The following is a 12,164-nucleotide window of genomic DNA, read 5'->3' on the forward strand; positions in this document are numbered from 1 at the left end:
AATTCTTATGTTACGACCTGGTCTGTTGTTAGTGATGATTGCGCTGATGTTATCGGCCTGTTCCAAAGGCGATAAAGCGGCAGAGGATAAAAACGCCAGTGCTAGTGCCAGCGCACAAGCTGCGAAAGCACTGCAAGTCACACCGGAAGATTTGTATACCGTCAAAACCAGTGCCCAGACATCCGGCCCGGTGGTAACAGGCACCATACAACCGGAACGTAAAGCCGATCTGCGCGCCGAAATCAGTTCGGTGGTATTGCAGGTGCTGAAAGAAAACGGCGATCCGGTCAAACGCGGCGATTTGCTGGTGCGTCTGGATGACACGGCGATCCGCGACAGTCTGCGTTCGGCAGAAGAAGCGGAACGTGCTTCCGGCCAGAGCTTTGATCAGGCAGAACGCCAGCTGCAGCGCTATAAAACCCTGCGTGCCTCCGGCATGGCATCGGCGCAGCAGTTAGAAGATGCCGAAGTGCGCCGCAATAACGCCCAGAGTGATCTGGTGGCAGCGAAGGCACGTACCGTACAGGCGCGTCAGCAATTGCAGCGTACTGAAATACGCGCACCGTTTGATGGCGTGGTCAGCGAGCGTAAAGTGTCCGGCGGTGACACCGCGGCAATCGGTAAAGAAATGCTGAAAGTGATCGATCCGGCCAGTATGCGGCTGGAAGGCCTGATTTCCGCTGACCGCGTGGCGCAGGTCAAAGCCGGTCAGGATGTGACTTTCCGTATCAATGGTTATGCCGGACAAACCTTTACCGGCAAAGTCAAACGCGTGGATACCAGCGCTAATGCAACCACACGTCAGCTGGCCGTGCTGATTGGCTTTACCGATGGTCAGGTGCCGGGCATTGCCGGTTTGTATGCCGAAGGCACGATTGCTTCCAGCAGCCGCGAAGTGCTGAGTCTGGAAAGTTCTGCACTGGTGCGTGAAGGTGACAAAGCGTATGCATGGCAGTTCAAAAATGGCGTGCTGAAAAAAGTCTTGCTGCAACTGGGCGAGCGTGACCAGCGCACCGGTAACTATGCAATCGTCAGCGGTCTGGCAAACGGTGATCAGGTGATCCGTACGCCGATGTCCACGCTGAAAGATGGTCAGACTGCAACGCTGGTGCCATCCGCGAAACCGAACAGCGCTGCAGCACCGGCTTCTGCCGCTGCGGGCGCTGCTTCTGCACAGGCTGCTGCAAGCGCAGGGAAATAATCATGTTCCTTTCCGATTTCAGTATTAAACGTCCGGTGGCGATGATTGTGATCATCATCGCCCTGATGGCATTTGGCTTACTGGCGCTGAAAAAACTCAAGGTCAACCAGATTCCGGATGTCGAACAACCGCTGCTGGTAGTGAATGTGCCGTATCCGGGCGCATCGCCGGAAACAGTTGAACGCGAAATCATCAACCGGATTGAAAAATCGCTGCAAAGCATTTCCGGTGTTGACCGCCTGACTTCGACTGCCAGTGAAGGCAATGCCAGCATCCTGATTTTCTTTAACTTCAAGAAAAACATGGTGGAAGCGGCGGACGAGGTACGCAATTCGATTGCGGCGGTTCGCTATAAATTACCGGTGGAAATGCGCGAGCCTGTGCTGCAGCGGATTGATCCGTCGGCGCAACCGATTATGCAGCTGGCTTTATCCGCCAGTCAGCAAACCCATGCGGAAATTTCGCGGATTGCAGAAGATGAATTGTCGGATAAATTCCGTGGCATTGACGGCGTGGCGACAGTCACGGTCAACGGTTCGCTGAAGCGTGAACTCAGCATCCTGATCAGTTCGCAAAAACTGCGCGAATTCAATGTGTCGGTTGCAGAAGTCGTGGCAGCAGTACGCGCGCAAAACACCACCGCGCCGGTCGGTAAAGTCAAAGGTGAGTTGCGTGAACAGAATATTCGTCTGATCGGCCGCATCGGTTCGCCGGCGGAATTTCAGTCCATCGTGATTAAGCGTCGCGGCAATGAAATCGTGCGTCTGGCGCAGGTCGCAGAAATTCAGGATGGCTTTGCAGAGCTTGGCGGTTACAGCATGCGCAACGGCAATCCTAACGTCGGTATTTCCATCACCCGTTCGCGTGATGCAAGTACGGTGTCGGTAGCGAAAAAAGTACGTGAGCTGGTGGCGGAAATCAATAAAACCCTGCCACAGGGAACCAAACTGGAAGTGACGCAGGATGGCGGTAAGGATGCGGAAAGCAGTCTGAACAACGTCATTGAATCGCTGATCTTCGGTGCGGTACTGACGATTTTTGTGGTGTATGTATTCCTGAACAGCTGGCGCTCCACACTGATTACGGCGCTGAGTCTGCCAACGTCGGTGATTGCAGCGTTTATCGCGATCTGGCTGTGCGGCTTCACGCTGAACTTCATGACCTTGCTGGGTTTATCGCTGGCGATTGGTGTGCTGATTGATGATGCGATTGTGGTGCGTGAAAACATTGTGCGCCATATGGAGATGGGCAAAGACCGCCGTACTGCGGCTTCTGAAGGAACGCAGGAAATCGGTCTGGCAGTGGCGGCGACCACATTCTCGATTGTGGCAGTGTTCATTCCGGTGGCGTTTATGCCGGGTGTGTCGGGTGAATGGTTCCGTCCGTTTGCGCTGACGGTGGCGACTTCGGTGCTGGTCAGTCTGTTTATTTCCTTCACACTGGACCCGATGCTGTCTGCGTACTGGGGTGATCCGCCGGGACATCATCATGCGCCGAAAAAAGGCATCAGCCTGGCACTCAGCCGCTTCAATGACTGGTTCGATCATCAGGCCGACCGTTATGGCCGCGTGATTGCGTGGGCTTTACATCACCGTAAATCGATGGGTGCCATCGCGGTGGCATCGCTGGTCGGTGCGCTGGTATTGCATGCTTATAAGGGCGGTTCTTCCTTCCTGCCGACGGCAGACAACGGCACGATTTTCGTGGACATCCGTACGCCGCCGAGTTCCAGTCTGGCATATTCGCGTCTGAAAGTGGCGAAAGCCGCGGAGCTGGCGCAAACCCTGCCGGAGACGAAAGCCACCAATGCCACCGTGAATATCAATGGCGGCCGTGTGTATGTGGATATCGGCAAGAGTACCCAGCGTAAGCGTTCTGCGCAGGAAGTCGCGGTTGAACTGCGTCAGCGCGTCAGCACGTTAATCGGTGCGGAATATGTGGTGCAGGATGACCTGAACAATGGCGGAGGCAAGCCGGTGCAGATTCAGTTCTCCGGCCCGGATGCGCGCCGCTTGCTGGAGCTGACCAATGAATTCATGGATAAGCTGCGTCAGGTACCGGGTGCGGTGGATATCGGTTTGTCGGAACAGGCACCGAAAGATGAATTGCAGATCGAGTTAGACCGTGGTCTGGCGAATAATCTGGGCATTTCCGCCAATGATGCAGCGCAGGCCTTGCGTGTGGCATTCGCCGGTGTGGAAGTCGGCGACTGGGTGGACCCGACTGGTGAAACCCGCGATGTCGCGGTACGTCTGCAACCTTCCGACCGCGTCAGCCTGAGCAATATCGAATCCCTGCCAGTCACCGTGACCGGCAGTGACAGGCTGGTGCCGCTGGAACAAATCGCACGCATCACTATGGGTAAAGGCCCGTCGCAGATTCAGCACTATGACGGTAAACGTATGGTGTCGGTATCTGCGAATGCGCAGGGACGTTCTGCCGGTGAAGTAACGGCGGATGCGCTGAAGATCGCGAAAGCAATGAGCTTCCCGGCCGGTTATGCACTGGAGCTGGGCGGTGCTGCGCGTAATCAGAAAGAGTTGTTCACCGAAATGCTGATCGCGCTGATCATGGGTATCGGTCTGATGTATCTGATTCTGGTCATGCAGTTCGGCTCATTCACTGCGCCAATGCCGGTGATGGTATCGCTGCCGCTGAGTCTGATCGGTGTGGTGCTGGCGCTGATACTGACCAATGGCACGCTGAACCTGATGAGCTTTATCGGCATCATCATGCTGATGGGGCTGGTTGCGAAAAATGCGATTCTGTTGCTGGATTGCGCGCGCGAACTGGAACGTGAAGGCATGGATCGCGAAGATGCGCTGATGATGGCGGGCCGCAAGCGTCTGCGTCCGATTCTGATGACGACATTCGCGCTGATTGCAGGTATGCTGCCGGTCGCGCTGGGGCTGGGTGAGGGCGGTGAATTCTATCGTCCGCTGGCGATTGCGATTATCGGCGGCACCATCACTTCCACGTTACTGACTTTGCTGGTCGTGCCGACGTTCTACGATGGTGTGGAAATTGCGCGCGACCGCATGATCGCCAAATTCCATCGTCGTGAACAACGCTGGAATACCGGTGTTGCCTTTGTGCTGACCGGACTGGAAGTACTGGCAACGCTGACTTTACTGCGTTTCCTGTGGCGTTTGCCACGCAGCATTTTCAGAGCGGTGACCGGTCGCAGACAGGCATCCTGAAAGACAAACCGGCTGTAGGGGCAGCCGGTTTGACGTAACGCCGGACAGCATTATGCAGGTCCGGAAAAAATAAAATGTTTAACTCGGAGAGACAGATGACAGACACCACTGGGCAGACCAAGCCTAAGATGCCGGGACAGATCCCGTACATTATTGCGAACGAAGGGTGTGAGCGCTTCAGCTTTTACGGCATGCGCAATATCCTGACACCGTTCCTGATCACCAGCCTTTTATTGTCGATTCCTGAGCATTTACGCGCAGCGATGGCAAAAGAAGTGTTCCACACCTTCGTGATCGGCGTGTATTTCTTCCCGCTGCTGGGTGGCTGGTTGTCTGACCGTTTCTTCGGTAAGTACAACACCGTTTTCTGGCTGAGTCTGGTGTACTGCTGCGGCCATGCCTGTCTGGCGATTTTTGAAAATAATATCAACGGGTTTTATTTCGGCTTATTCCTGATTGCACTCGGTTCCGGCGGTATTAAACCACTGGTGTCATCGTTTGTCGGCGATCAGTTCGATAAGAGCAACCGCAGTCTGGCGCAAAAAGTGTTTGATGCGTTCTACTGGATCATCAACTTCGGTTCCTTCTTTGCATCGCTGCTGATGCCGATTTTCCTGAAGAAATTCGGTGCCAGCGTCGCCTTCGGTATTCCGGGCATCCTGATGTTCATTGCGACGGTGATTTTCTGGTCCGGCCGTAAAAAATATGTACACGTACCGATTTCCGCGAAGAATCCGCATTCTTTCCTGAACGTGGTGCGTACCGCTTTGTTTGATCATAAAGGTGCCGGTACCGGTATCGCTGTGATCGGTATGATCGCGGCAGTCGCTTCGCTGACGCTGATTCCTGCGATCGGTATCGTGGCGTCATTCTGTCTGGCGCTGGTACTGGTGCTGGGCTTCGGTGGTATCGGTGCCTGGATGCAGCTGGAAACAGCGCGCGGCATCCATCCTGATGAAGCCGTGGACGGCGTGCGTTCCGTGCTGCGTATTCTGGTGGTGTTTGCGCTGGTGACACCGTTCTGGTCCCTGTTTGATCAGAAAGCATCGACCTGGGTATTGCAGGCAGATGCAATGACCAAACCGGAGTGGTTCCAGTCTGCGCAAATGCAGGCGCTGAATCCGGCGCTGGTGATGATTCTGATCCCGTTCAATAACCTGATTCTGTTCCCGCTGTTCAAAAAACTGGGTATCGAACTGACTGCGCTGCGCCGCATGGGTCTGGGCATTGCCTTCTCCGGTCTGGCATGGATTGTGGTTGGCTTTATGCAGCTGGCGATTGACGGCGGCGATGCCATCTCCATCGTCTGGCAAATTCTGCCATACGCCTTGCTGACGTTCGGTGAAGTGCTGGTATCGGCAACGGGTCTGGAGTTCGCATACAGCCAGGCACCACTGGCGATGAAAGGCGTGATCATGAGTTTCTGGAACCTGTCTGTGACCATCGGTAACCTGTGGGTGCTGCTGTCGAACTCCAGCGTGAAGAGCCCGGCAGTGACCGAGCAAATCAAGCAGACTGGCATCAGCGTGACCGCATTCCAGATGTTCTTCTTTGCAGGCTTCGCGCTGCTGGCAGCTTTCCTGTTTGCCCTGTACGCACGTACCTACAAAATGCAAAACAATTACCGTTCAGCCTGAGTACCGGCTGCTGCGGCAAAGGCTGATACAGCCCGCCGCTGACGGAAAACAAAAACGCTGCCCTGACCGGCAGCGTTTTTTTATGGCGACTGACTTCGACAGATACTGTGTCATCACATGCAGTCTGCGTAAGAGGCCGGTACAGCGTCCGCAAAGCCGTTTTTTTGCCCGAAAATGCCTCAAATGCGGAGTCCGGCACAGCGATCCGGCGGTCGTCGGCAGAAAGTCTGGGCCTCCGGAAAATGGAAATGACGATCTCTGCATAAACAACGTGATCTTTGGTGCTTGTTGCGCCGGTTACGGATCAGAATGCAAAACGGGCTGGTCAGTGCCAGCCCGTTATGTGTTGTCACCGGTTCCGCAGAATGCTGCCAGCGGAACAGCAACGACAGGATTACTTCAGCGCCTCTGTCAGCACGCGGCCATCGGCTGCTGCCGTCGGACGCAATTGCAGGATATGCGCCAGTGTCGGTGCAATATCCACCACTTCGGCGTACTGGCTGTAATAGCCCGGACGAATCCACGGTGTGCCCATGATCATCAGCGGCACATTGGTGTCATACGCATACGGCGAACCGTGCGATGTACCGGATTTGCCGGAACCGAAATACCAGTAAGGCTTGGCCACCAGCATCAGATCACCGGAAATCTGGCGGTGCCATGCGCGCTGCATCAGCTTGCCCAGACGGGTATCCGGCAGGGCGCCCTGTTCCAGCTGGGTACGGGTGAATACCTGCGCAATGCCCGGACGGGTCAGCAGGAAGGCTGACGCAGCGTTTTCCACGTCAGCTGCTTTCAGATTTTTTTCTTCGATCAGCGCATAGTTCAGCAGCATGGTCGGGCCAGACCATTTGCTGACCAGTTTGTCCACACCGAATTTCTTCAGCAGCACCTGATTCACGTCATCTACCAGCGCCTTGCCATCAACACGACCGGCATCACGCTGCATGGTTTTTGAAATCTCAGGCACATTCGGGAAGCCGTGGTCGGCAGTCAGCAGCACAATGGTATTGTTCAGGCCGACTTTTTTATCCAGATAGCTGAAGAATTTCGCCAGCATGCGGTCCAGACGTTGTAAGTGATCATGCGACATACGGCTTTCCGGGCCGAAAGCATGGTTCACATAATCATGGCTGGACAGGCTGATGCCGAGCATATCGGTCACACCGGCCGGATTGCTGCCGAGTTGTTCGCCTTCAACTGCGGCGCGGGCGAAGTCCAGTGTCATTTCATCGACAAACGGGCCGGTCAGCAATTTGCCATAGTATTCGGCGTCTTCTTTGCCGGAAGAGCTGCCGTAAGTGATTGGCATGCCTTTGTCTTCGGTGGCGACCATGTTGTCCGGCACATCATTTTTATAAGCGCTGTCAGGCAGTAATGGTTTCCATGCTTGTCCGTAGAAACGGTTTTGCGGATTGCCTTCATGGTATTTGGTGACCCATGCCGGATGTTGCTGCATATAGTAAGTCGAGCTGGCGAAGCGGCCGGTTTTACTCATATACATGTAGGCAGTACCGGTTTTACCCGCCAGCAGAATCGCGCCACGGTCTTTACCGGACACGGTCACAACTTTGCTCTGATTGCCGGTGGCGTAGCGTAATTCATCGCCGACTGTGGCAACGCGCAGATTGGCCGGAGACGTTCCCGCGCCTTTTTTGGTTTCTTCACCGATATAAGTGTGGGCTTTGTCCTCGGTGCAGTACATTTGCTCCAGCGTGTTTTTATCCACCCATTCGTTGGCAATAATGCCGTGCTGGTAAGGATACGCGCCGGTCAGCACCGCAGAGTGACCAACCGCCGTCAGCGTGACGCCATGCGCCTGATGTGCCTGACTGTACCAGGCACCCTGATCCAGCATACGACGCAAACCGCCTTCACCGAACTGATCGCGGTAGCGGACGATCTGTTCCTGCGGCAAACCATCGACCACCAGCACCACCACCAGCTTAGGTTTGCTGTCTTTAACGACTGCGGTTTTATCGGCGGCGACTACGCTCAGCGCCGGTGTCATCACGATCAGGCTGACAAAGGCAGACAGCCATGTTCTGCGAAAATTCTTCATGTGGATTCCGAAAAAAGTTGGGCCAATATGGACGGTGTCATGCAAAGCAAAACCCGGCACTGGATGATATTGCAACTGTGCGGGCTTGACCATGCTTCTGCAAAATTCCTGCAAAGCGTATCCTGCCAGCGCTTTATGTCAGGTGAGTGAAACAGCGTCAGATTCCGGCATTTACGGTTTCGCGGACTGCCACCAATGCCGCGACAAGGGTTACAATGATCTCTGCATAATTTCTACTCACACAGGTGTCTCTTGAGCCTCATACCGCAATCCCAGCTGTTCAATGACATTCTGCCTGCCGCCGTGATCATTGCGGTGGACGGGCGGGTTGAAGAAGCCAATCAGGCAGCACTGAATCTGCTGGAAGCGCAGGATCTGAGTGAACTGACAGGCCGCGAGCTGTCGGATTTTGTGCATCCGCTCGATCAGCCGCGCTCACAGGCGCGAGCCCGCCGCGAGGGGGAGTCTTTCGTGAATCCGGCGGCGAAATTCCGTATCCGTACCGTCAAAGGTGCTTACCGCATGGTGTTACTGAGCAGTCGTGCCTTTCAGCATGAAGGCCGCGATGCGCTGATGGTGTCCGGGCTGGACATGACGGACCATGAAGCGCTGGATGCGCAAATGCGTGAAAGCGAGCACAATTTCCGCCGCCTGTTTACCAATATGCAGGATGTGTACTATCGCACCGATGTGGGCGGCATGCTGGTGCAGGTCAGCCCATCCGTTGAAGCCATGCTCGGTTACAGCGCCGAGGAACTGAAGGGCGAAGACGTACGCCGTTTTTATACCGAAGATACGGACAGTGAAGCGTATGTCCAGCGCATTCTGCAGCATGGTCGCGTGACGGATTTTCCGGCCAGAATGCGCAGTAAGTTCGGCCGTATTGTCGATATCTCTTTAAACAGCCAGGCGATTCTGGATGACGAAGGAAAATTTGCCGGTATCGAAGGCATCTTCCGCGACGTCAGTCAGCGTCTGGAAATGGAACAGGAGCTGAAACGTCTGGCCACCACCGATGCGCTGACGAATATCGAAAACCGCCGCGCCTTCCTCGAACACGCCGATCACGTATTCCGCAGTGCACAGCGTTACGGTACTGTCGTCAGCATGCTGATGCTGGATCTTGATTTGTTTAAGACCGTCAATGATGAACATGGCCACATCGTCGGCGATCAGGTGCTGGTACGTTTTGCCGAGCAGGTAAAACGCGAATTGCGTGAAATCGACTTATTCGGTCGTCTCGGCGGCGAAGAGTTTTGTGTTTTATTGCAGCACACCAGCGCGGAGCACGCCGGCATTGTTGCAGAACGTATTCGTCACCGTATTTCACAATTGCGGTTTTTTGATGATGAAGGTGCCAACTTCAGTGTGACCGTCAGTATCGGTATCAGTGCGAATCAGCCGGAAGACCGTCAGCTGGAAAGACTGATGGAGCGCGCCGACCGCGCACTGTATCTGGCAAAACATGACGGCCGGGATCAGACGCGCTGCATCTGATACTGTGCTGCACGCTGGAATTGCGCAGCATCAAACTCAGTATGTGACTCAGGAGTAAATTGGTGCCATACCGATCATCACTTACGGAGTAACAATGACACTGACCAGTGCACAATATGACGCCCTGAAACAGAAACTCGACGCGATGAAGCGTCGGATTCAGGAAGAACTGAAACACCGCGACCCTGCGCAATTTGCCCATGTCGAAATCGGCGATGCGTCGATTGACGATACTCTGCAGCACGATGCAATGTCACAGTATCTGCATCAGCATGCAGAATGGGAGGCAGTACAGCGTGCATCTGCAAGAATGGCGGAAAACATTGCGGATGTCTGTAAGGAATGCGGCGAAACGATTCCGTTCGCCCGTCTGGAAGTGGAGCCAACTGCAGAACGCTGCATACGCTGTCAGGGCGAGCTGGAAGCGGATGGCCGCCGTCTGCATCTGAACACGCATTCCACCATGTAATTCCGATGGCGGTTCGGCCGCGTTAAGGCACCTGACTGAATACGCCAAAATAAAAAGCAAAAAGGCAGGGAAACCGGAGTTTCTCTGCCTTTTTGCCATGAGCGCACGACTTCATCGCCCGCCTGTAAAAATTTTGATTACTGAATTTTCGCAAACCCTTCAGTAATTTGGGTGATGATGCGAATCTGACGGTAATCGCCGATGCGCGGATCGAAGATGTCTTTCGTTTCGTATTTCAATGTCACGGTTTTGCCTGTCATGCTGTTATACATGGCTGGCAGATCGAGTCCGCCTTTAGTCGGGAATAGCCAGACATATTTTTGCGTATTACCGGCGTTTTCTTTTACCGAAAACGTGACAAAGCCGTCAGAGTCAACCTTGATAATATTGCCGGTTACGCTGCTGCCAGCGCCGGGTTCTTTTACAAAGTTGGTCATTTTCAGGAGTGTAGCTGGGCAGAATGCCGCCATTCTTGCGCCAATGATTGCGCCAGTCCTTTGACCATCTTTCAGCGGATCATTGATGTTGACCTTGTAATCATTCATCAGTTTGTCGCGGTCATTCGGGCCAACTGACTGCAAAAGACACATCCCCATCTGCAATGTAACTTCATTTTCGCCTGCGCCGTTTGTCTTCACTTTATCCACACAGGTACATGCACGCTGTGCAATTTCATCCAGATAATTCTGTTGCGCCATCGCAGTATTGCTCATCATGGCAGCGGTCAACAGTGCAAATGCTGCGATCATTTTAGTTTTCATTTTTTATTTCCGTTTGTAGTGGGTGATAGATTGGCAGGATCTGCTTACAGGCTGAAAGCAAGTAAAGCAGTCGCATAAAATGCCAGGGAGATAAACGCAGCTAACATCAGTGCGACGGTGCGCCAAACAGCGTGAAAGCGGCTTAGTAAATACGCGCCTTTTAACTGTCTGTACATATGCAGGGGCATGGCAAGGCTGACCAGCATAAATCCGGTGCCGGCGAACCCGGCTAATGACATGAGTGACAAAATCATCATGGCACAGGCAGCAAAACTGAGCGAGTACAGAATAAACACGCAGTGATCAAACATCAGATGTTTGCGACTGAATGGAAATAACAGCCACATCACCGGTAATGCCAGCGGAAGCAACAGCAATGCAAACTTTGAAGCGCTGCCTTTCATCTTGTAGATCACCAGCTCCGGGTTTGCTGCGGCGTGGTTCAGTTTTTCCTGCAGCCAGTTCGGCGTGTTTTTATATATCTCGGAATCACTTTCCAGATCGGCAACAATTTTAGGAATCGCTGCGATTTCAGGATTGCTGTGCGTCGTCACATTCTCCTTGTCATCTTCAACAGAGCTACTTACCGTGGAGGCAGCCGAAGATGCCGGCGCGGCCGGTTTATCTGATCTTGCTGATTTATTCTGACTCGCATCGCTGACGACGGCCTTATCGCTTGCGGGCTCTTTTTCGTCATGCCCCGAAAAATGAGCTGTCATCGAAAAGACAAAGAACATCAGAAAAATCAGAAACAGATAAAGTGGCAGCGGTGCGACGTAGCGAACACGTTTGCCATCAATATACTCTCGCGTCAGTTTCCCCGGATTGAAAAACAATGCGGGTATCGTGCGCCACATCTTTGTGTCGAAGTGAAATAAACCGTGCAGCAGTTCTTCAGCAATATGAAACAGCGAACGGTGTAAATGAGAGACCTGACCGCATTCGTGGCAATACTTTCCCGCCAGCGTCGCACCGCAATTCAGGCAACTCCCGTGATGTGTATGTTCTGATGATGCCCGCTGGTCATCCGCAATGATCGCTGCTGCGACCAGATCGGTATCAAGTTGAGGTGACGGCACTTTGACTCCTGAAAAATCGTAGAAAGCGTTTTTTAGCGGTCTTATTGTGATCTATGCACAATCACCCTTCAATGTTTGCTGTGTTCTGTTGTAATGCGGTAAAGAAAACTGGTGTTTGACAGCTTTTTTGCTGAAGGTTGTTGACATACGTCCCGCGTTTCTTCATAATCTCGCTTCTCTGCTGCTGACGAACACAACGCTTCGCAGCGATAGCAGAAAAGAATACAGTTCTTTAACAATCAACAGCCAATAAATGTG

The 12,164-nt window shown here is 53.5% G+C and carries 8 protein-coding genes; 5 read left to right on the plus strand and 3 right to left on the minus strand.

Features of this window, described 5'->3' with window-relative positions; all coding sequences use genetic code 11:
• Positions 1–7: 7 nt before the first annotated feature.
• The 3 genes from IE092_RS13395 (at position 8) to IE092_RS13405 (ending at position 6,038) form a co-directional block, all read left to right on the plus strand.
• On the plus strand, positions 8–1,201 hold the full coding sequence (locus IE092_RS13395) for an efflux RND transporter periplasmic adaptor subunit (RefSeq protein ID WP_189357696.1): 1,194 nt from the start codon (positions 8–10) through the stop codon (positions 1,199–1,201).
• A 2-nt stretch (positions 1,202–1,203) separates the two neighbouring features.
• Positions 1,204–4,401: an efflux RND transporter permease subunit gene (locus IE092_RS13400; RefSeq protein ID WP_189357697.1), complete on the plus strand. Its 3,198-nt coding sequence runs from the start codon at positions 1,204–1,206 to the stop codon at positions 4,399–4,401.
• Positions 4,402–4,496: 95 nt separating this feature from the next.
• Positions 4,497–6,038: a POT-type proton-dependent oligopeptide transporter gene (locus IE092_RS13405; RefSeq protein ID WP_189357698.1), complete on the plus strand. Its 1,542-nt coding sequence runs from the start codon at positions 4,497–4,499 to the stop codon at positions 6,036–6,038.
• Between the two features lie 394 nt (positions 6,039–6,432).
• Here IE092_RS13405 and IE092_RS13410 read toward each other — a convergent pair whose 3' ends face one another.
• Positions 6,433–8,100 (minus strand): alkaline phosphatase family protein, encoded by a 1,668-nt coding sequence (locus IE092_RS13410; RefSeq protein WP_229793167.1) that lies wholly within the window; start codon positions 8,098–8,100, stop codon positions 6,433–6,435.
• 252 nt (positions 8,101–8,352) lie between these two features.
• Between IE092_RS13410 and IE092_RS13415 the strand changes: the two genes are divergently transcribed.
• Entirely contained in the window at positions 8,353–9,597 is a 1,245-nt protein-coding gene (locus IE092_RS13415; protein WP_189357699.1) for a sensor domain-containing diguanylate cyclase, read from the plus strand.
• A 94-nt stretch (positions 9,598–9,691) separates the two neighbouring features.
• Positions 9,692–10,066 carry a TraR/DksA family transcriptional regulator gene (locus IE092_RS13420; protein ID WP_189357700.1) on the plus strand — a complete coding sequence of 125 codons (375 nt, stop codon included), beginning with the start codon at positions 9,692–9,694 and terminating at the stop codon, positions 10,064–10,066.
• A gap of 137 nt (positions 10,067–10,203) precedes the next feature.
• Here IE092_RS13420 and IE092_RS13425 read toward each other — a convergent pair whose 3' ends face one another.
• Both IE092_RS13425 and IE092_RS13430 read right to left on the minus strand, forming a co-directional pair.
• A complete protein-coding gene (locus tag IE092_RS13425; RefSeq protein ID WP_189357701.1) occupies positions 10,204–10,827 on the minus strand; it encodes a hypothetical protein in 624 nt (207 codons plus the stop codon).
• 44 nt (positions 10,828–10,871) lie between these two features.
• Positions 10,872–11,906: a DUF3667 domain-containing protein gene (locus tag IE092_RS13430; protein ID WP_189357702.1), complete on the minus strand. Its 1,035-nt coding sequence runs from the start codon at positions 11,904–11,906 to the stop codon at positions 10,872–10,874.
• Positions 11,907–12,164: the final 258 nt, after the last annotated feature.

Origin of the sequence: Cognatundibacterium squillarum (genome assembly GCF_014652435.1) — a bacterium.
GTDB lineage: Bacteria > Pseudomonadota > Gammaproteobacteria > Burkholderiales > Burkholderiaceae_D > Undibacterium > Undibacterium squillarum.